Raw genomic sequence first — 20,945 nt, 5'->3', positions numbered from 1 at the left:
AGTTGCAAATGTATAAAGTTTTTGTGAATAATACCCCTATTATTCTATCTACAAAAAAGTCGATTGAGGATTATGAAATGATCCCGATAAAAGAAGCTAGCTTTCCGGTAATTATAAGAGATATTCTTGATAAGGAAGCAATACATGAAGAAGCAAAATATCATCTCTATCATAAAAAAGAAGATAAACTAATAGAACATTTATATTCGAAATTGCCAGTAGTTGTTGCTGGAGGAGGAAAGGTATATAATGAGAATAAAGAAATCTTGTTTATTCGCCGTAATGGAAAATGGGACTTGCCAAAGGGTAAGGTTGAAAAAAAGGAAGATATGGAAACCGCTGCAATGAGAGAAGTAGAGGAAGAGACAGGGGTTTCGGGATTAGAGATTACCAAATTCTTATATCGAAGCTATCATATCTTTAAAAGAAATGGAGAGTTTCGGTTAAAGGTTACGTATTGGTTTGAGATGAAAACCAACTATGAAGGAGAGTTAGTACCACAAAAAAACGAAGGAATTACCAAAGCGAAGTGGAAGAATACTAAAAAAGCTAAAAAAGCTTTGCAGGATTCTTATTCGAATATTAAGCTATTATTTTCACATGATTATTTGTCATAATGTTGTTTTTTAATTTTATTAAAAATATTTTTACTACTTAATCAATTACTAACTAAAACAAAACATTATGGGTTTATTTTCATTTATTAAGGGAGCGGGAAAAAAACTATTCGGTATTAAAGATGAAGCAGTCAAAGAAGAAGTAGTAACACCAAAAAGTAAGACAGATTTATTAAAAGCCGAAATTGATCGCTTAGGGATACCTGTTTCTGGTCTTGATGTTTCTGTTTCTGAAATGGTAACTGTATCGGGGCAGACAGAGACTAATGCAGATAGAGAAAAGATTATTCTGGCAATGGGTAACATCGATTGTATTGGTTGTGTAGAAGATAATATTACAGTAACTAATCCAGAGCCTGAAGCAAAATTTCATGTGGTTAAGAGCGGAGATACACTTTCAAAAATATCTAAGGAAGTTTATGGAGACCCTATGAAATACAACGTTATTTTTGAAGCAAACAAACCAATGTTGGAACATCCTGATAAGATTTACCCTGGACAAACATTACGAATTCCTGTAATGAGTTAATATAATACAGGTATAGTATAAAATGAAAAAGGGAGATAATATATCTCCCTTTTTTATATAATAATAAGTAATTAGTTTTAAAATTTGATACTCGATAACAAAATGAAAATTAATGTATACGCACTTTTTTCTCTAATTCTTTTTTTTGTGGCAGCCTGTAATACTAAAGAAAGTAAAGAAAAAACTATTTCTAGTGATCTCGATTCTACTAAAGTATATACGGGCCCTAATCATTCACATTATACACAATTTTCTGACTATAATTTTACAACAGAGGGACAATGGGATAGTCTAAATAATATGACTCATCATTTTAAATCTGCACCCAGATATAGTATTCATAAAGACTATAAAACTTTTGGATGGCATATATTCTCTAAAGGATCTGCTTATAAAAGTTATAATTTCTCACTATTATGGGGTGTTTCATATTTTTCATACATGGTTAATGCTAAGACAGGAAGCTATGATAATATTCATCAATGGAAAACAACCGCTATGGTGGATAGTGCAAAAGTGAATAATTGTAAAGTATTTCTTAGTGTATCTAATTTTGGTGAAAAAAGAAATGCTCAATTTTTAAAGAATCCAAAAGCCCAGAGAACTCTTGCAGATAGTTTAAGTGTGTTGCTGGGCCTTAGAAAAGCAAATGGTATAAACATAGATTTTGAAGGAGTTTCATCAAAAAACAAAAAAGAATTTAATCAATTCATTGTTACATTATCAGATCGATTGCATAAGGTGAATCCTGATTATATGGTTTCAGTAGCTTTATATTCAGTTGATTATCATAAAATATTTGATATAAAAACAATTGATTCTTCAATCGATTTTTATACACTAATGGGATATGATTATTATGGAGGATTTAGTATACATGCGGGACCAGTTTCTCCTTTAAAAAGCAGTAAACGATGGGGGATACATAGTGTTGAGTCTTCTGTTGATTATTATATGAATGAGGGTGTTAAGCCAAGTAAGCTAATAGTAGGGTTACCCTATTATGGAGATAAATGGAAAACAGAAGATACTCCTATACCAAGCAAAGCCGAAAAATTTCTTTCTCACGATATGTATAGCACAACTCGAGAATTACTTGATACAAAAAAATATAAAATTAGTTTTGATACCTTAAGTTCTACGCAGTATGGTATATATGAAGAAAAAGGAGTGACAAAACAACTTTGGTTTGATGATAGTCTTTCATTATCCTATAAATATGATTGGATTAAACATAAAAAGCTAGCAGGAGTAGGAATATGGGCTTTAGGCTATGATCATGGTTATACCGAATTATGGGAGCTCATGGCTAATAAATTTGGACAAAAACAATAGACTACAATAGCCTTTCATATTTTATTTCAAAATTCGATATATCGGATATCTCATATGTGCCTTTTCATAATTATTTGATTGTTTATGTATCCAATCTAGTTGCGCATACCAATTATTAGCAAAAGCCGTATCTTTTTTCTTATTTTGAAATTGTATCCGTAACTCATTATTGTTACTTAACAATTCTGCAGCTTTGTCTTCCCATACATAAGGAGAAAACCCTTCTTTCTGTTGTAAAATAGTATCAAAAAAATTCCAATTAAAGAAAGAATCCGGAGCTTCTGGTTCTAAAGTTTCCATAAGATACCTAAATGCTTTTTGATCCGTCTTAACAATAATATCCCCTTTTTTTAGAGTGATTTTCTCAGTATTCTTTTTAATTGAAACCCGGTAGTGTAAATAATGCCCTTCATAAGGTGATGTTCTTGTTTTATAATCTTTAATATGATACACTTCGGCAGTAATTGTAGAATCTTTTTCCAGGTGCATAAACTCTACTTGATTAAGCGTTAATAATTCAACTACTCTCCACTGACCCTGAGGGATAATATAGGCTTTCGGAATACTAATTTTGGTTGTAGCGGTAAAATAGTTTTTATAAGTTACTTCTTTTGTATAAGGCTTGTTCTGGTGGTATTTTAGTCGTTTTGCTCCAGTGATCTCGCTATCAATAAATTCTCCTTCATACCCTTTAAAATTAAAAGTAGTGACCTGGGTAGTATCAACTTTCCAATGTGTTGGATATGTTTCTTGTTTGGCTTGTTTGGCAAAGGTTTTTTCTCGTATTGAACGAATTTTGGCACCGTCCTTTTCTGTAATTTCAATCATAGATTTCATAAGCTCATAAGTGCCTTCAACTCTTGGTTTGTAAGGTTTTAACATATGTGTTTCTACCATCATTCCCAGAGTATTCCAAAGCGTCGTATATCCTGTAGAATATCGTGGAGAGTCCATAAATTGAGTCCAACCTTTTTCGGGAGTAGTCCCCCATACATTCACATAAGGAGTGATATCCCATTTTTTAGCTTGGAGCGATGCTTCTAGTTGTGGGTGCATTTCTTTATGCAAATAATTTCCTAATTCGTTACCTAATTTATTATGCTGAGTAAATAAATGTGTAAGTGTATATTGGTAATCTGCGCCATTGCTTACATGGTTATCAATAAAAACATCAGGTTTTGTTAAGTGAAATACTTTGGCAAAGGCCTGTGCGTTTTTGGTGTCGTTTTTTATAAAATCCCGATTCAAATCGTAATTACGTGCATTACCTCTAAAACCATATGCTTTAGGACCATTCTGGTTAGTTCTCGTTCCCGAATTTCGGTTTAAGGCTCCACCAATATTATATACGGGAATGGTAGCCAAAACTGTAGTTGAAGGAACACTAATTTTACCCTGAGCAATATCTCTAAATAACAGCATTGTCGCGTCAATACCATCACTCTCACCAGGATGAATTCCATTATTAATTAAAAGCACACGTTTTGTTTGTCTTATTTTTTCAAAATCAAAAATAGCATCAGGGTTTAATGTCACGATATGTAGTGGATTTCCACTATCGGTCATTCCGATTTCCTGTATATGAATTGAGGAATAGGTTTCTGCCAAATTTTTATAATATGTAATAACTTCTGAATATGTAGGAGTTTCGGTTCCGTTACTTTTTTCAAAAGTAGTGGTGAAATCAAAATTTTGAGAATTTTGTTTTTCAGTGGTATTACAAGAAATAATGCTTAGAAAGCTAACAATGAGAGTAATTTTTCGCATCTGTACTATATATAGGAGGCTAAATATACTAAAGATTTCAAGTTTTAAAATTCTGTGTAAGGATTTAGCACAATTTTATGAGATATAAGATAAGAACCTTGTTTTACTTGTAGAGCTATAAAATAACTGTATTTTTGCAGCCTCAAAATATCACAACTATGACTGAGTTTGTAAGAAAAAGAGTAGCGAATGCTAAAAATGATATTTTATCCGGGTTAACGGTAGCGTTAGCTTTGGTTCCCGAAGCGGTTGCCTTTGCCTTTGTGGCGGGGGTAGATCCATTAGTTGGATTATATGCTGCGTTTATGATCGGATTGATCACTTCTATTTTTGGAGGGCGCCCAGGTATGATCTCTGGTGCCACAGGAGCATTAGCGGTTGTTATGGTTAGTCTTGTCGCAGAGGGAAATGAAATGGGAGCCCCCGGAGAAGAATTAGGGCTATATTATCTTTTTGCAACTGTTATCCTTATGGGAATTATACAAATGTTTGCCGGAGCTTTTAAGCTGGGTAAATTTGTTCGTTTGATTCCGCATCCTGTAATGATGGGGTTTGTAAATGGTTTGGCGATTGTGATCTTTCTTTCGCAATTAGGAATGTTTAAAGAAGCTAAGAAAGATGTATTTAATAATAACAAATACGTTACAGAATCTCTAGAGAAAAAATTTGAAATTAGAGAAGATAACATCGCTTATGATATAGCAACAAATAAAGCTTTGTTTAGTTTTGAAAACAATAGATTATCAGATGTAGATTCTAAAGAAGGAAAATATATTGTGTATGAGGGACAGGTTTTTGACCTGGATACCAAAAAAGTAGTTTTTAATTATGAAGATAATGTGATTTATAGTATTGCCAAAAAAGGGAAAGCAAAATCCTGGCTACCTACAAATCAATTATTATTAATGTTAGGACTGGTATTACTTACAATATTAATCATGTGGGGATTACCTAAATTAACAAATAAGCTTCCAGAAGCATTATTGGCTATTATTGTGGTTTCTGCTATAGTGATTTTAGGAAAGTTGGATGTCGCTACAGTGGGTAGTTTTATTAGAGATGGAGGAGGAGAAGGTCTTAAAGGAGGTTTACCACAGTTTCAGCTTGATATTTTTAGAAAAATCCCGTTTACTTGGGAGACACTTCGATTTATAGCACCATATTCGGTAATTCTTGCAGCAATTGGATTGATAGAGTCATTAATGACTTTAAATCTGATTGATGAATTAACCGAAACCAGAGGTAGCTCGAATAGAGAATGTATGGCCCAGGGAGGTGCTAATATCATTACTGGGTTTTTTGGTGGAATGGGAGGTTGTGCAATGATCGGTCAATCAATTATTAATATTAAAGGAGGTGGTCGAACCCGACTTTCGGGTATTGTTGCTGCAGTAACGTTATTGTTATTTATTTTATTTGCTTCTGGATTAATAGAACAAGTTCCTATCGCAGCACTAGTTGGTGTGATGTTTATGGTAGTAATAGGAACCTTTGCATGGTCTAGTTTTAGAATCCTCAATAAAATTCCTTTGGCAGATGCTATTGTATTGATAGCAGTTTCTTCATTAACCGTATTCTTTGATTTGGCAATAGCTGTAATAGCAGGTGTTATTATGTCTGCTTTGGTATTTGCCTGGGAAAATGCAAGACGTATTCGTGCAAGAAAACATATTCTTGAAAATGGCACCAAAGTTTATGAAATATGGGGCCCGCTTTTCTTTGGAAGTATTCAAGCATTCAATAATAAGTTTGATGTCGCAAATGATCCCGAGAATGTAGAGATTGATTTTATAGAATCACGTGTTAGTGATCACTCGGCATTAGAAGCTATTTTTAATCTTGTTGGGAAATATGAAGACGCAGGAAAAAAAGTAAAAATTAAACACCTTAGTGAGGAGTGCCAAGCTCTTATGATTAAAGCTTCTCCTAGATTAGCCAGTGTTATAGAACACGATATTGATGATCCAAGATATCATGTAATGGCTGAAGCAATGGAGTAAAGCCTAGTTTTATACCAGGAAATGGTAATAGACACACTGATAAATGAAAACAGGGTTATGATTTAAAAATCATAACCCTGTTTTTTTTATTCATATAAAAGTGTCTTTGTAGATACTTTTATAGCTATTCTTAATTACTTGGAGTAATTTCTGCTTTGCTAATCATGTAAATGTTAGCACTTAGAGGCTTGTCAATTTCAAAACTATGAGCTGTAGTAGAAGCATCAAATTGTTTAGAATACTCGCTAGTAATGCTTGTTTTAGAAGCTCCATAACCAAAACTTAATCCGCACATCTCGTACCCTGTATTTAATTGATACTCTATTTTTAATTTCGTATCACTTATTGATGAAATATTTATGTGTCCTACATCCGAACTATTTGTGATATCACATCCATCAGGATTAATAAGAAGTTCTATATCAACTCCTTCGTCACCTTTACTATTGATAAAAGTATGAGCTAGGAAAGTAGTGAAAACATTGTTTTCGCAAAATCCACAAGCGGCATGAAATCCATATGCTTGAATACACTCAACTTTGCACTCTTGTTTGCAATATCCAAAAGATCTTACCCAATCACCATAATAAACACAACTCCACCATCCGTGGTAGCTATATTGTTGATCTAAAGTTTGATCGTAAGCAAAGGACGTATAATAACAACGGCTGTCTTTGTTATATACCTTAGAATACGCTACGATTTCGAAACAATCAAGATCTATTGAAGATAAAGGAATAACATAAGTAGCTTTCTTCATTCCTCCGTAGTAATAAGGAAAAGCTTTGTAGTTAAACTTACGAAGATTAGGAAACCCATTTGAGTAAAACGGGATATTTTCTTTTGCCCCAATATAAAGGTATACCTTCTTCATAAGATTACGATTGATAGCCTCAAAGTTTAAGTATAGATTTTCACCATCATTAGATACAGTAACATTACCAACTTGTAGTTTTCTAGACCCAACTAATAGAGGCATAGTTGTAGTGTCACCACAAGCTTCAACATCAACGTCAGATGGTGTAAGTAACGTATAGTTACAATGTCTGTAGCTTTTTGAATTAGTGTCTGTTGTAAGGATAGGTTCTTCTTCATCCAGTTGTAACTCGTCTTCTATACCTTCAGAACCGTCATTTTTAATAAAATCTGGCTCAATAGCAGTTTTTTCAGATTCAACAATAACTTCATTTTCGTCTTTGCTACAAGAAGAAAAAATTAAAAATAAGGCAATGAACCAATACCCCAATGTGTAATTTGTTTTCATATAAAGTGTTTTAATTAATTAGTGCGGCAAAACTAACAAAAAAGTGTATTTCTGATGCTAAAAAAAAACAAATAAATAAATAGAATTTTTATTGTATTTTACTGAAAACTAAATAAATAGGTTTATTCTTACACGTGACTTTTATGAGGTTTGATGAAGTGCAAAATTAATCGTTAGAAGTATATATTCAGGGGAAATTTCTCCTAAATCACTTTGTTGCTTGTACTAAATTTATTGTTTAGAATTGATTTTAGCTATTTGAATTCTATAAATAAACTTATATTTCGGTGATAAAAACGAATTAATTACTGCATGGATATCCCTTTTGAACCTATCGTCTTTGGCTATAAAGTAAATATTCATTTGATTTTAGAGTATGCAGCTTTCTTTATTGGGTTTCGATATTATATATATCTTAAAAAACATACTCAAGACCTTATTTCATCATCAAATAGGTTATCCATAATTATTGGTGCAGTATTTGGAGCATTCTTTGGCTCTCGTTTTTTTGGTTTTTTAGAAAACCCAATCTTTTCTTTTACCCCAGAATTTATAGTTCGATTATTAAGTATAAAAACCATAATGGGAGGTCTTTTTGGAGGTTTGCTCGGAGTAGAGTTGGCTAAGAAGATAATCGGTGAGAAACATTCTTCGGGTGATTTATTTACATTTCCTATTATATTAGGAATCATCATAGGAAGAATAGGCTGCTTTTTGGCTGGAGTTAAAGAATTTACTTATGGTAGGCAAACCAGTTCATTTTTAGGAATGGATTTAGGAGATGGTCTGTATAGATATCCGATAGCATTATTTGAAGTTGTTTTTCTATTGGTTTTATGGAGAATTTTGAAACGTTTTCAAATAAAATCCAAAATTGAAAGTGGTTTACTATTCAAATATTTTATGATTTCTTATTTTCTATTTAGATTTTGTATTGAATTTCTGAAACCTAATACTTTTTTTATACTAGGTCTTAGTAGTATTCAGTATTTATGTATCTTATGCATGATTTATTATCAAAAAACTTTACGACAATTAGTTTTCAAATGAGCAAAATCAGGATAATCATAATTATATGGTTTTTAATCTGCCTAAATGTTATAAACCTATCTGCTCAGGATATATCTGATGCTTTGCGATTAAAAGAGCTATCATATATGAAATATGCTAAAAGAACAGATTGTAATAGTACTATGGGAACCACTCTTGAAGACAGGATTTGTTTAAATCTAAAGTTTCAGCAGACTGATTCTATTATGAATGTGAAACTCAAAAAGATGTTGCATACTATTACTAATGACACGATCAAAACCACCATCAAAACCTATCAAAATGCCTGGGTACATCATAGAAGAATGAAAAGTGAAATTGTTTCAGAAGGATACAGAGGTCACATGCTTGGGATTATATATCTGGGGTGTATGTTAGAAACAACAATGCAGCGTATTAAAGAAATTGAGGAGTTATCGGGTAAAATGATTGATTATGATACAGATAATTAAAATAATTCTTCAATATCCATTTGTTTTGATATATGAATTTCAAAAATAACAGATAAATGCCCACTAGAAATTATACGTATTACGATTTTACACTAAGTTTATGTCCTACTTGTCTAAAAAGGATTGAAGCCAAAATTGTTTTTGAAGAAGATAAAGTATTTATGCTCAAGAGATGCCCAGAGCATGGGAGGTCTAAAGTTTTGATTGCAGATGATATAGCCTATTATAAGAATATTAGAAATTATAATAAACCTTCAGAGTTTCCCTATCAATTTAATACAGCTACAGATTATGGATGTCCTTATGATTGTGGATTATGCCCGGATCATGAGCAGCATTCATGTTTGTCGATTATCGAGGTAACAGACCGATGTAATTTGACTTGTCCTACCTGTTATGCTTCTTCGTCTCCTCATTACGGCAGACATCGATCATTAGATGAAATAAAGAAAATGCTGGATACGATAGTCAAAAATGAAAAAGAACCAGATGTAGTACAAATAAGTGGAGGAGAACCCACAATACACCCTCAGTTTTTTGAAATTCTGGACTATGCAAAACAATTACCTATCAGGCACTTAATGGTAAATACAAATGGAATTCGTATTGCTAAGGATATTAAATTTACCCAACAGTTGGCTGGCTATATGCCTGATTTTGAAATCTATCTTCAGTTTGATGCTTTGGATGCCGAAGTATTACAAAAATTAAGAGGAGAGGATCTGACCAAAATTAGAAAACAAGCCATCGAGAATCTCAATAGTGTAAACCTGTCCACTACTCTGGTTGTTACATTAGAAAAAGGATTAAATGATACTCTAATTGGTGATATATTAACATTTGCAACACAACAAAAATGTGTGAGAGGGGTTACATTTCAACCTACTCAAATAGCAGGGCGACTAGAAGATTTTGATACTCAAACCGATAGAATAACATTGACCGAGGTGCGAAGAAAAATTTTAGAACAATTTCCTGTTTTTGAATCTGATGACCTTATCCCTGTGCCTTGTAACCCAGATGCTTTGGTTATGGGGTATGCACTAAAAAATGAAGATGGACTTCTACCTCTTACCCGATATATTAATCCGGCAGATCTTTTGGATAATGGTAAAAATACGATTGTATATGAACAGGATGAAGAGTTGCATGGTAAAGTCCTGGAATTATTTAGTACCGGAAATTCTGTAGAAACAGCTTCAGAAAATCTAAAATCTATAATGTGCTGTTTGCCAGAGATCGATGCTCCGGATTTAGGATATGATAATCTGTTTAGAATTATAATTATGCAATTTATTGATGCTTATAATTTTGATGTGCGAGCGATTAAAAAATCTTGTGTGCATATTGTAAATAAAGATTACAAAATCATTCCTTTTGAAACGATGAACTTATTTTATAGGGATGATAAGCAGGAGTATTTAGAACAATTAAGAAAAGAAACGATATGATAGCAACAAATACCATTTTTTTGGAAGTAGGGAACCTCGATGGATTGGTGTATTTAATTCTTTTGATCCTCTTAGGACCTCCAATATTTCTTTCGATTATTGGTCTAATCTTATTCAAGACTAAAAACCGAAAAGCAGGAAAAATTTTCTTTATCCTTGCTGGGGTATACCTTGTTGTAGGATTAGGAATCTGTGGAGCTCTTATGGCTGGATTTTAAAGTAAAACCGTCACAAATAATTGTATTGCAGAACCCTCTGCGGTGGATACTAACGTTTGCTTATAGAAAAAAGGATTTTCTTGATTATACTACATTGCTTTGTCTTTAGAGATACTATTCATAATAGAAAGGAATTAGAAGATTTGTTTTTGTGTTGTTTTACCAATCTTTATTAATGCCTTTATAATACAATCTAAACATCGATATAATAAATGAAGTTTTATGAATTAGCATAATGACATTATTATTGTAAGGTAGAAATCATATTAAAAACGACTTCTTCTTTTTCCAAAATAACCTCCTTTTATTTTTTCGGTATATGTTTTTGTAGCTTTAGTGGTATCGTTTGAACTCATAAGATCATCTGTGCCTGATTTCTTTTTCTTTTTCTTTTTAGAGGAAATTTCTGCCTCCTTTTGGGTTATTCGTTCTATTATCTCAGAAACATCTTCAGTTTTAAGAGAAACTTGTTCTTTTCCAACCCTATAGGAATTAAATTTATCTTTTCGGGTTTTTAAAATTGCTTTTAACTCAGAGTTTGGCAGATTAATTAGGGTCATAGTTTAGATATGGTTTCTATTGTTAAATTTCTTTTAAATCAATTTCATTTTTGTAGGAATTTTTCTACAAAAATAATTTCACACAAGATAGTAATAATCGTTTAAAAGTAAAAAAAAACGATGAAAGAATTTTTTTAAGTAATTATTGTTACTATATTTACAAAACAAAGAACAAAAATATCCAAATTTTAGACATATGATTGATCTGAAAAAGATTAAAGAAGATACCGAAGTTGATAGCGTAATTATTGCCGATAATAGTGGTAATGTAATAGATGCATTAGATACTCAGCATGATACTAATGTTGCCTTAATGATGGAAACAGCATTTTCGATGTGTAATGATATGGTTAAAGATTTACTTAATGGTGACCTTGATCAATTGATGGCAAAATCTTCAAAAGGTTTTCTTATTGCAAATAGGATCAAATCTGATTCAATCATATTGGTTGTATCTAAAAAAATGTCAAAACTGGGGCTACTGCTTAAGTATATGAGCTCTTTAGATAAATAATTTTATAAACAATATTATTAATAATTAAAATCAAATTAAAACTATGTCAAATTTTTTAGAACAATTCATTGAGGATGTTAAATCTAATGTGCCTGGTTATATCGCGGTTACTGTTACAGAAGTAAGCACAGGTGTATGTTATGTCTCTAATTCTGATAAAAAAGATTTTGATCCTGAAACTGCTTCTGCTTATAATTTGGAAGTTGTAAAAGCTAAGAAAAATGCTATCGAAGCATTAGGTTTGAAATCAGCAGTTCAGGATATTATAATTACACTTACAAATCAAATTCATATTATTGACGTTTCTGAAAACGGTGAATACTTTATTTATTTGGCTGTTGATTCTACAAAAGCAAATCTCGGAATGACACGTGCACTCTTGAAAAAATATAAGAAAGATGTGGTATCACAACTATAATTAAAAAGCTTTTTTATGTAAATAATATTACTTTTATAAAACCTCACAAGTTTAAACTTGTGAGGTTTTTTTATGGTAATTTTATTCAATTGCTACAAAAATATCCACTTCGGCATTTGTAGGATTTACAGCGTCTTCCCCGTATACTTCAAAATCGGTAGTATATGTCCTGTCTAGATCTATTTCCCATATATTGACCCATTTATCATAGATTACACCTTTAGTAATATCACCTTTGGCGGTAAATCGAGAGTAGATACTTCTTTCGATTTTTACACTGGTCATTCCCGGCGGGATATTATCTAAGTTTGCAACTTTGCATCCTATGATTGTAGTATATCCTTCGGTATGGTCACTTTCATAATCAGTGTACACAGCATAGATAGAATCTTCAAGCTTATTAGGGATTTTATGCATTGTACCTTCAGACATAAAAGTATTCCATAAATTAGGGATATCGTTTGCAAATTGCTCGTTTTTTTTAGTTGTACGTACCGAAATTCCAACGATCCAAAAAGGTTCAATTTTTGTTTTTATCATAATTTTTAATATTAGAAATTAATAGTATGACAAAACTAAATACAGGTAGTGACAAAGGTATGTCAGGAAGGGTTTGTAATTTATATTATTTTAATTCGAGCAAGTCCCATTTGGTGCCATATAAATCTTCAAAAACAACAACGGTTCCGTAGGATTCTTCTCGTGGTTGTTCCAGAAATGATACTCCTTTAGATTTCATGGTATGGTAATCTCTCCAAAAATCATCGGTATGAAGAAATAGAAAAACCCGTCCACCTGTTTGATTTCCAATTGCTTTTTCCTGTTCGGGAGTGGCTGCTTGAGCCAGGAGAATGGTAGTTTCTGTTTGGTTATTAGGAGCAATGAGAACCCATCGTTTTTTGTGATCAAGTCTGGTGTCTTCTATAAGTTTGAAATTAAGCTTTTCTATATAAAATTGAATAGCTTCATCATAATCCTTTACAACCAGGGTAATAGCACCTATTTTTCTTTTCATAGTAAGGTGTTATTTTACACGAACTGTATCCGGGACTAATCCTGAAACATCTCCACCATTACGAATTACATCACGAACAATAGAAGAAGAGATATAACTTTTACCAGAAGAGGTTAATAAAAACACAGTTTCGATATCCGACATTTTTCTGTTGGTATGTGCGATGGCTTTTTCAAACTCAAAATCACCTGGATTGCGAAGGCCTCTTAATATAAATTCGGCATTTTGTTGTTTACAAAAATCAACAGTTAGCCCTTTGTAAGTCATTACTTTAATTTTAGGCTCATTCTTAAAAGCTTCTTCGATAAATTGCTTTCGCTCTTCAAGAGAAAACATATATTTCTTCTCAGAATTTACGCCTATGGCAAGGATAACTTCATCAAATAAGGTAAGACCTCTTTCGATAATGTCATAATGTCCTAATGTAATTGGGTCGAATGATCCAGGAAAAACAGCTCTTCTCATTGGTGATTATTAATTGTTGTATTTACAAAGATAATTCAAATTATAAATTTATAGATTGAACCTCTATTTTTGTAAATGGATACAAGATTCTATAGCATTAGAAAATAATTCTTTTAAGCTAATCCCAGCTTTTTCTGCTTGTTGAGGTAAGATACTAGCTTCACTTAATCCGGGATTAGTGTTCATTTCTACAAAATAAGGCTCTCCATGATGAAAAATATATTCGCTTCTTGAAAATCCTTTCATTTTTAAAATCTGATATACTTTTAAAGCCAGATTTTTGACTTTTTGAGTATCCTCATCAGATAAACGGGCGGGAGTGATTTCTTCCGACTTTCCCATGTATTTAGCTTCGTAGTCAAAAAACTCATTTTCGGATACAATTTCTGTTATTGGTAATACTGTATCTTTTCCATTATGTTGGATAACTCCTACAGATACTTCGGTCCCGCTTAAAAAAGATTCAATAATAATTTCATCATCTTCTTTGTAAGCTACTTCTATTGCAGGTAGAAGATCTTCTATAGTTTTAACTTTAGAAACTCCATAACTACTACCAGCTTTATTTGCTTTTACAAAGCAGGGTAATCCTACCGTATCCACAATGGCGTTGCTATCTATTGCATCACCTTTATTTAAAAAATAGTTGGTGGCAGTAGGGATGCCATAAGGTTTTAAAGTACTAATACAATCTCGTTTATTAAAAGTAAGTGCTGCAGGATAAAAATCACAAGCTGTTTGAGGAATCTCGATCAATTCAAAATAGGCCTGTAGCAAACCATCTTCACCAGGAGTACCATGCACCGTATTAAAAGCAGCATCAAAAGTGATTTTAGTGCTTTCTAATGTTAATGAAAAATCGTTTTTGTCAATACCATACTTCTGGTCGTTATCATCTACATAATACCAGCCGTCTTTAGTAATATGAACACGAAATGGAACATATAAATCTCTATCCAGATATTTATATACTACATTTCCACTTTGAATCGAGATTTTAAACTCGCTAGAATACCCACCCATTAAAATGGCAATGTTTTTCTTCATAGAGTGACTTTTGAAAACAAAAATATCATTTATCTTATAAGAAAAGCTTAAAACTTTCCGTTTTTATATATTTGTCCAAATTATGAAATAAGCCATTACAATAAAGTTAGTACTAATAATTAGAATGATTATTGGTTAATTTTGTTTACATAATCAAGAAGGTTATGTTTGACTATAAAAATAACAGGTATAAAACAGATGAGTGTATTTATAAATTTCTTCAGAGATCTATTCAAATTTATTTATAGTAAAATATTTTTGATACAATTGGTTATAGCGGTAGCAATGCTTGCTATCTTATCTTATGTTGCACTAGAATGGTTAGAAAGTACAACAAATCATCATCAACGTATTGTAGTACCCAGCTTAAGTAAAAAGACATTGGATGAGGTGGGGAAGGTACTAGAAGAAAAAGAGCTGAGATATGAAGTTCAGGATTCTGCAAACTTTAATCCTGATTATCCAAGGTATTCTGTATTAGAACAGAACCCTGTTGCTGGTAGTGAGGTAAAAGAAAATCGTAAAATATATGTAACCTTAAATCCATCGGGTTACCGTAAAATAGAAGTTCCTAATGTAGTACAGAGAACCAGAAGACAGGCAGAACCAAAATTGGTTGCTCTTGGATTTAAAATAGGTTCTGTTACATATCAGCCCAATATTGCAAGAGATATGGTATTAGAATTAAGACATAAAGGTAAACGATTAAAACCAGGAACAAAATTAATGAAAACTTCTGTTATAGATTTGGTTCTGGGGAATGGAGAAGGAGGAACGATAAACTTATCTAATTGATTTTGAAAGAAAACGAAGATACAGGAGATTATGATGCTAATGAGGGCGACCTCTATGAACATCATCGTTTTGTGGCCGGAGCTGGCCAGGTACCCTTAAGGGTGGATAAGTTTTTAATGAATTTTGTAGAGAATGCAACCCGTAATAAAATACAACAGGCGGCAAAAAATGGAAGCGTTTTTGTAAATGATATTCCGGTAAAATCAAATCATAAGGTAAAACCAAATGATATTGTACGGGTATTGTTCTCTCATCCTCCATATGAAAACTTACTAACTCCAGAGAATATTCCTTTAGATATTGTATATGAAGATGATGTATTACTAGTTGTTAATAAACCAGCAGGGATGGTGGTACATCCTGGCCATGGTAACTATTCGGGAACCTTAATTAATGCTCTGATTTATCATTTTGATAACCTTCCTAATAATAGTAGTGATCGACCAGGATTAGTACATCGCATTGATAAGGATACCAGTGGACTGTTAGTGATTGCCAAAACCGAAGAAGCAATGACTCATCTGGCAAAACAATTTTTTGATAAAACCAGTCAACGTGAATATGTAGCAATTGTATGGGGGAATGTGGATGAGGATGAAGGAACAATAGAAGGTAATATAGGACGACATCCTAAAAATAGATTAGAAAACACTGTTTTTGAGGATGATGAAGCCGATAAAGGAAAGCCAGCAATCACACATTATAAAGTTATAGAGCGATTAGGATATGTTACCTTGGTTTCTTGCAGATTAGAAACCGGAAGAACGCATCAGATTCGGGTACATATGAAATATATTGGCCATACCTTATTTAATGACGAACGCTATGGCGGAGAGAAAATATTAAAAGGAACTACGTTTACCAAATACAAGCAATTTGTAGAAAACTGCTTTAAAATTTTACCTCGACAAGCTTTACATGCCAGAACCCTCGGTTTTGAGCATCCTGTGACTAAAGAGCATATGCATTTTGAAACTCAAATCCCAGAAGATATACAACAATGTATAGAACGTTGGAGAAAATATGCTAAAAATCAATTGTTAGAAGAATAAAGGTTTAATGCCTAAATTTGAGATATATTCAAATAGAAATTTAGCTTTTAAAATACCGAATTAATGGAAATTTCTTTTTTAGAAATCTTTATTCTTATAGGAGTTATTCATGGTTTTGTCTTGGGAGTAATAGTTCTGTTTTCTAGGTTTTTTAAAAATGAAGACAATACGTATTTAGCATACACCCTAATTATATTATCTGTTATAGGTCTAAATAATTGGTTTTGGGATTTGGGAAAAAACCCAGTATTGATTTCAATATTGGATCTGTTTTTATGGCAATTCTTATATCCAGTTACTTTATTTGTGTTTTTTATAAAAAAAATAAAGCACCCTCTGGCAAAAAGAAACACAACTTTTTTTCTATACACTCCCTTTTTTATCTTAAGTGCACTTAACTGTATCATATCTTTAGATACGATTTTTGGCCTCTATGAAATCACAATACTTGATAAAGAAGAAGTCATTTTTTTCTTTTATAAAGCGGTAAGCATATTATCCGTTGTTTTTCCAATCGTTTTTATGACAATATCATTTAAATATTTATTCTATTCAAATACAGAATTTAGTATAAAATGGATAAAGAGAATTTGGATTTTTATTTCACTTTTAGAAATTTATGGAGTTATTTTAGAAGTGTATAGGTTTATGTATGATTATAAAATGCCATTGACTTATTTATGGGTAGGGGTTTCTGTTTTTATGTATTGGCTTATTTATAAAGGACTTTATCAGTTTAAACTATCTAATGATCAATATGAGATTAGAAATCATCTAAAACGATCTAAAATCAACAAAAAAATACCTAAAGACGAAGTTAATTCTTATATGCAACAACTTCTGATATTGATAGAACGCGAAAATATTCATCATCATCCAGATATTAACCGTGATAGCGTAGCTCAAAAACTAGGAATAAGTAGCGGATATCTTTCAGAACAAATCAAAAAATCAAGTAATAAAAATTTTTCAGAATTTATAAATAGTTACCGGGTAAAAGATATACAACAAATGATTCTGGATCCTGAGTTTGATAAATATAGTATTCTTGCCATTGGTCTGGAGGCAGGATTTAATTCTAAAACTACTTTTTATACGGCTTTTAAAAAGGAAACAGGACTATCCCCCAATGAGTTTAAAAAACAAAATCAATAGGTTCGGATTTCTCATATTCTGACAATATAGAACACTAGAAATATACCATCTAGATAGGTTTGCAACATATAAACTAAAACAAATAAGTATGTGTAAATCAAATAGTCATAAAGTATTTTCTTTACTATGTTGCTTTTTCTTTGTTGCTATAGGCAAAGCCCAAACCGAAACTATCTCTTTTGAGAATGTAAATGTAATCCCAATGCATAAAGAAGTTGTATTACTTAATCAAAGAGTGATTATTGCAGATGGAAAAATAGCAGTTATCGAACCAGCTTCTCAAAAATCTTCAGAAAACATCAATATAACCATTAATGCTAAAGGTAAATATTTAATTCCTGGTTTAGCAGAAATGCACTATCACCTGGAAAATAACGCAAAAAATGAGTTTAAGCTTTTAATAGCGAATGGGGTAACGACGGCTAGAAATATGGCAGAGTATGAAGGACAAAATCAAATTGCTATTCGTAAAAAAGCAAATAATAATGAAATATTAGCACCTTATTATGTTACTACTGGGCCTTATCTAAAAGCCAATCATTTGCAAAACATAGATGATGTAATTAGTATAGTGAAAAAACATCATGAAAAAGGGTATGATTTTTTAAAAATAGCGGATAATCTCCCTAAAAAGGTATACTTGAAATTACTAGAAGAAACTCAAAAATATAATATCCCTGTTATTGGTCATGGTCAAAGAAAACTACCATTAGAATATTCTCTTAGAATGAAATCTATTGCTCATATAGAAGAATTTATGAATATATTTAATACTGCACAAAAAGCTGATCCTGTGTATCTAAGAAAAGCAGCAATAGAGATCAAAACAAGTGGAGTATATGTGTCTCCAACTTTAGGGGTTTTTGAAATGATTAGTCGATATGCAGATGATGAAAAATTTGAAATGCTAAAAAAAAGCAATGAATTAAAATATCTTCCAAAGTCATATGTGGCATATTGTACTTCTGATAGTATACATTATCGAACCAATACTTGGTTTACCGCACCAGAATCTCTTATTCGCCTCAATAAAGAATTACAATGGCAGAAGGAATTCACAAAAATATTAAACGATGAAGAGGTGTTTTTGCTCGCCGGAAGTGATACTTACGGCCTTTTTTTACCTGGATTTTCATTGCATAGAGAATTAGAATTAATCTGTAGTGCCGGGCTATCGCCTTATGAAACCTTAAAAACAGCGACAGTGAATCCCGCTCGATATTTGAATCGAATTGCTGTAAGTGGTACAATTACCGAAGGTAAATTAGCAGATTTGGTATTACTTAATAAAAATCCATTCGAAGATATTCGAAATACAAGAACTATTGAAGGTGTGATGATTAAGGGGAAATGGTTGATGAAAAATGAATTAAATATGATGCTGAAAGAAGTAGAATATGAGTATATATCTGAAAAGAGAAAAGAAAAGTAACTCCTTGTATTTTAATTAATAAATAATGGCTAATGCAGCTATTTTGTTCATTATCATCATATTTAGAGAATATTAAATAAAGGTTATTAAAAACATTATTTTGAAATAAATATGGATTACTGATCAAATAATAGTACCTTTGCGTTTTAATAAATTATAATGAACAAAGGAACAGTAAAATTTTTTAATGACTCCAAAGGATTTGGATTCATAACAGAAGAAGGATCAAACAAAGATCATTTTGTACACATTTCAGGTTTAATCGACGAAGTGCGTGAAGGTGATGAAGTAGAATTTGATCTACAAGAAGGTAAAAAAGGATTGAACGCGGTAAACGTGAAAGTATTATAATATACATTTGACTTTTTTAAAACACAAGCCTGTCGATTAGACAGGCTTTTTCTATTTTAAAACTTAATGTGATCGATCAATAAAATCTTTTAATAGCTTTTAAAACCTTATCAGCACGTCCTAACCTTAGTTTTTTTATGTACCTATAGGATCGGTTTAAGATATTCTGTACCTCCGCATTTTTTTTATATTGTTTCCTGATATGATACAGATCCAAGGCTACCTGTAGATCATTGGGAGAAAAAGAAACTCCTGTATATTGTTGTAAAAGTTGTAAGTAGGTAAAACCAAACTCTTGTGTGGGTTCTATCATAGTACCTTCACCAAAATCATTCCAGGTAATGATTTGAATAAAGTCTGAAAGTTCATGATGAGTATAATTAAGAGTTTCTATAAAAGTATGACCAGAATTAAGGTCAATACTCCAATCATTACTACCATCAGACCATCCACCTTCTGTATAAAAACTCCTAAAACCGGGATAAGAAGATCCCACAGTTATTGTATTAGATGCTTGGTAAGTGTCATAATAATTTTGATGAGCGAGTAAATGATCTTTATCTACCCATAAAAATTCTCCCGAGGCATTCACTCCAACACGATCACTTGCAGCCCATAGTGTTAAAAAGCTAGGCTGATTTTCTGTAGGTAGTACATCAAATACCTGATTCCATTCGGTTTCTGTGGTTATATGATGTGGGCCAAATACAAATAACATGTTTTTACCATTATATTGCATGTATTCAGGACTAGAGAAATAGGTGTCATTAATGTATGTAAAATCCTCTTGCGCAGCTTCTATGATATCAGTGGTAAGAGATTGCTCTGTAGCTTGGGCAGCTACACGATCCTCATACATAATTGAAAATTCAAGCCCCAAATCTTCTAGGACGCTAATAAAGGTTTCTGTTGATTTTTTTATTAATCCATAATCGTGTACATCTCTACTGCCATACCAGTCAAAAATTACTCCATCAATTCCAGAGAGTTTCATCATCAAAAAATGATATTCATGCAAATCCGGATCACTAGAGGAGTATGGGCCGATTAGAGGATAATAGTACGAAGCGATTTGTCGTTTACCATTTTCGTCTTTGATTTCAGGGTCTTGATTACTCATTATCCAATGCTGGCCCCAGTATCCATCAAAATCTTTATTCTGAAACCAGGGTAAATAATGTACGTATACTTTTTTTGGATTTTCTTTAACGACATCCATACCAGAAATATCAACAATATACCCTTCTTTCTCAAGTTTTATAAATTCTATTTCTTCTTCCAGAACTTTTAATAATTCGGCGTCAGTATATGTTGTGTCCTGAACAACTTCTGCTGCAGATTGTTCTTCAACCTGTTGTTGTTCAATTGAAATAATATCTTCTTTTTCACAAGAATAAAAGAAAATAATAAAAAGAAATAGGAAAAAAATAAGCGTACTCGAAGATCGTAACATATCAC

Annotated in this window: 23 protein-coding genes; 15 read left to right on the top strand and 8 right to left on the bottom strand. The window is 32.1% G+C overall.

All coding sequences use genetic code 11. The features are described from left to right. Positions 1 to 8 precede the first annotated feature (8 nt). The 3 genes from Z054_RS0114385 (at position 9) to Z054_RS0114375 (ending at position 2,481) form a co-directional block, all read left to right on the top strand. Complete coding sequence (locus Z054_RS0114385; RefSeq protein ID WP_024770757.1) at positions 9 to 617, top strand: NUDIX hydrolase; 609 nt, start codon at positions 9 to 11, stop codon at positions 615 to 617. Positions 618 to 684: 67 nt separating this feature from the next. Further along, positions 685 to 1,146, top strand: a complete 462-nt coding sequence (lysM, locus tag Z054_RS0114380) for a peptidoglycan-binding protein LysM (protein WP_024770756.1) — start codon at positions 685 to 687, stop codon at positions 1,144 to 1,146. Between the two features lie 102 nt (positions 1,147 to 1,248). Beyond that, positions 1,249 to 2,481: a glycosyl hydrolase family 18 protein gene (locus Z054_RS0114375; protein ID WP_024770755.1), complete on the top strand. Its 1,233-nt coding sequence runs from the start codon at positions 1,249 to 1,251 to the stop codon at positions 2,479 to 2,481. A 21-nt stretch (positions 2,482 to 2,502) separates the two neighbouring features. Here Z054_RS0114375 and Z054_RS0114370 read toward each other — a convergent pair whose 3' ends face one another. Then, a complete protein-coding gene (locus Z054_RS0114370; RefSeq protein ID WP_024770754.1) occupies positions 2,503 to 4,248 on the bottom strand; it encodes a M14 family metallopeptidase in 1,746 nt (581 codons plus the stop codon). Positions 4,249 to 4,406: 158 nt separating this feature from the next. Here Z054_RS0114370 and Z054_RS0114365 point away from each other — a divergent pair, with 158 nt between their 5' ends. Next, positions 4,407 to 6,248, top strand: a complete 1,842-nt coding sequence (locus Z054_RS0114365; RefSeq protein WP_024770753.1) for a SulP family inorganic anion transporter — start codon at positions 4,407 to 4,409, stop codon at positions 6,246 to 6,248. A gap of 130 nt (positions 6,249 to 6,378) precedes the next feature. Here the strand turns inward: Z054_RS0114365 and Z054_RS0114360 are convergent, their stop codons facing one another. Next, positions 6,379 to 7,512: a hypothetical protein gene (locus Z054_RS0114360; protein ID WP_024770752.1), complete on the bottom strand. Its 1,134-nt coding sequence runs from the start codon at positions 7,510 to 7,512 to the stop codon at positions 6,379 to 6,381. A gap of 312 nt (positions 7,513 to 7,824) precedes the next feature. On the opposite strand from Z054_RS0114360, the gene Z054_RS0114355 reads away from it, so the two are divergent. From Z054_RS0114355 to Z054_RS0114340, 4 genes are read left to right on the top strand one after another with little or no spacing between them, the layout of a single operon-like run. Then, the gene (locus Z054_RS0114355) at positions 7,825 to 8,562 is read left to right on the top strand and encodes a prolipoprotein diacylglyceryl transferase family protein (protein ID WP_024770751.1); all 738 of its coding nucleotides are present in this window, start codon (positions 7,825 to 7,827) and stop codon (positions 8,560 to 8,562) included. Beyond that, positions 8,559 to 9,014 (top strand): lysozyme inhibitor LprI family protein, encoded by a 456-nt coding sequence (locus Z054_RS0114350; RefSeq protein WP_024770750.1) that lies wholly within the window; start codon positions 8,559 to 8,561, stop codon positions 9,012 to 9,014. Before Z054_RS0114355 ends, Z054_RS0114350 begins: the two co-directional genes overlap by 4 nt. A 56-nt stretch (positions 9,015 to 9,070) precedes the next feature. Continuing rightward, positions 9,071 to 10,465, top strand: a complete 1,395-nt coding sequence (locus tag Z054_RS0114345; RefSeq protein WP_024770749.1) for a radical SAM protein — start codon at positions 9,071 to 9,073, stop codon at positions 10,463 to 10,465. Further along, positions 10,462 to 10,683, top strand: a complete 222-nt coding sequence (locus tag Z054_RS0114340) for a hypothetical protein (RefSeq protein ID WP_024770748.1) — start codon at positions 10,462 to 10,464, stop codon at positions 10,681 to 10,683. The genes Z054_RS0114345 and Z054_RS0114340 overlap by 4 nt, the downstream gene beginning before the upstream one ends. A 266-nt stretch (positions 10,684 to 10,949) precedes the next feature. On the opposite strand, the gene Z054_RS0114335 is transcribed toward Z054_RS0114340, so the two are convergent. Continuing rightward, positions 10,950 to 11,243: a hypothetical protein gene (locus Z054_RS0114335; protein ID WP_024770747.1), complete on the bottom strand. Its 294-nt coding sequence runs from the start codon at positions 11,241 to 11,243 to the stop codon at positions 10,950 to 10,952. 196 nt (positions 11,244 to 11,439) lie between these two features. Between Z054_RS0114335 and Z054_RS0114330 the strand changes: the two genes are divergently transcribed. Continuing rightward, positions 11,440 to 11,757: a roadblock/LC7 domain-containing protein gene (locus tag Z054_RS0114330; RefSeq protein ID WP_035092063.1), complete on the top strand. Its 318-nt coding sequence runs from the start codon at positions 11,440 to 11,442 to the stop codon at positions 11,755 to 11,757. Positions 11,758 to 11,800: 43 nt separating this feature from the next. Continuing rightward, complete coding sequence (locus tag Z054_RS0114325; protein ID WP_024770745.1) at positions 11,801 to 12,175, top strand: hypothetical protein; 375 nt, start codon at positions 11,801 to 11,803, stop codon at positions 12,173 to 12,175. 81 nt (positions 12,176 to 12,256) lie between these two features. Here Z054_RS0114325 and Z054_RS0114320 read toward each other — a convergent pair whose 3' ends face one another. The 4 genes from Z054_RS0114320 to Z054_RS0114305 form a co-directional block, all read right to left on the bottom strand. Next, positions 12,257 to 12,715, bottom strand: a complete 459-nt coding sequence (locus tag Z054_RS0114320; protein ID WP_024770744.1) for a GyrI-like domain-containing protein — start codon at positions 12,713 to 12,715, stop codon at positions 12,257 to 12,259. Between the two features lie 85 nt (positions 12,716 to 12,800). Continuing rightward, positions 12,801 to 13,190, bottom strand: coding sequence for a VOC family protein (locus Z054_RS0114315; RefSeq protein WP_024770743.1), 390 nt, complete (start codon positions 13,188 to 13,190; stop codon positions 12,801 to 12,803). 9 nt (positions 13,191 to 13,199) lie between these two features. After that, complete coding sequence (gene coaD, locus Z054_RS0114310) at positions 13,200 to 13,655, bottom strand: pantetheine-phosphate adenylyltransferase (protein ID WP_024770742.1); 456 nt, start codon at positions 13,653 to 13,655, stop codon at positions 13,200 to 13,202. Positions 13,656 to 13,718: 63 nt separating this feature from the next. Beyond that, entirely contained in the window at positions 13,719 to 14,702 is a 984-nt protein-coding gene (locus Z054_RS0114305; protein ID WP_024770741.1) for a D-alanine--D-alanine ligase, read from the bottom strand. Between the two features lie 198 nt (positions 14,703 to 14,900). Here Z054_RS0114305 and Z054_RS28575 point away from each other — a divergent pair, with 198 nt between their 5' ends. The 5 genes from Z054_RS28575 (at position 14,901) to Z054_RS0114280 (ending at position 19,487) form a co-directional block, all read left to right on the top strand. Beyond that, positions 14,901 to 15,497 (top strand): PASTA domain-containing protein, encoded by a 597-nt coding sequence (locus Z054_RS28575; protein ID WP_035092124.1) that lies wholly within the window; start codon positions 14,901 to 14,903, stop codon positions 15,495 to 15,497. A gap of 2 nt (positions 15,498 to 15,499) precedes the next feature. After that, the gene (locus Z054_RS0114295; protein WP_024770740.1) at positions 15,500 to 16,549 is read left to right on the top strand and encodes an RluA family pseudouridine synthase; all 1,050 of its coding nucleotides are present in this window, start codon (positions 15,500 to 15,502) and stop codon (positions 16,547 to 16,549) included. 63 nt (positions 16,550 to 16,612) lie between these two features. After that, entirely contained in the window at positions 16,613 to 17,704 is a 1,092-nt protein-coding gene (locus Z054_RS0114290; RefSeq protein WP_024770739.1) for a helix-turn-helix domain-containing protein, read from the top strand. An 88-nt stretch (positions 17,705 to 17,792) separates the two neighbouring features. Then, positions 17,793 to 19,136, top strand: a complete 1,344-nt coding sequence (locus tag Z054_RS0114285) for an amidohydrolase family protein (protein WP_024770738.1) — start codon at positions 17,793 to 17,795, stop codon at positions 19,134 to 19,136. Positions 19,137 to 19,295: 159 nt separating this feature from the next. Next, positions 19,296 to 19,487 carry a cold-shock protein gene (locus tag Z054_RS0114280; RefSeq protein ID WP_024770737.1) on the top strand — a complete coding sequence of 64 codons (192 nt, stop codon included), beginning with the start codon at positions 19,296 to 19,298 and terminating at the stop codon, positions 19,485 to 19,487. A gap of 76 nt (positions 19,488 to 19,563) precedes the next feature. Here Z054_RS0114280 and Z054_RS28570 read toward each other — a convergent pair whose 3' ends face one another. Beyond that, complete coding sequence (locus tag Z054_RS28570; protein ID WP_024770736.1) at positions 19,564 to 20,940, bottom strand: glycoside hydrolase family 71/99-like protein; 1,377 nt, start codon at positions 20,938 to 20,940, stop codon at positions 19,564 to 19,566. Between the last annotated feature and the right edge of the window lie 5 nt (positions 20,941 to 20,945).

Origin of the sequence: Aquimarina macrocephali JAMB N27 (genome assembly GCF_000520995.1) — a bacterium.
GTDB lineage: Bacteria > Bacteroidota > Bacteroidia > Flavobacteriales > Flavobacteriaceae > Aquimarina > Aquimarina macrocephali.
Note: the sequence above shows the minus strand (reverse complement) of the source record. Positions and strands in the feature narration are given on the sequence as shown.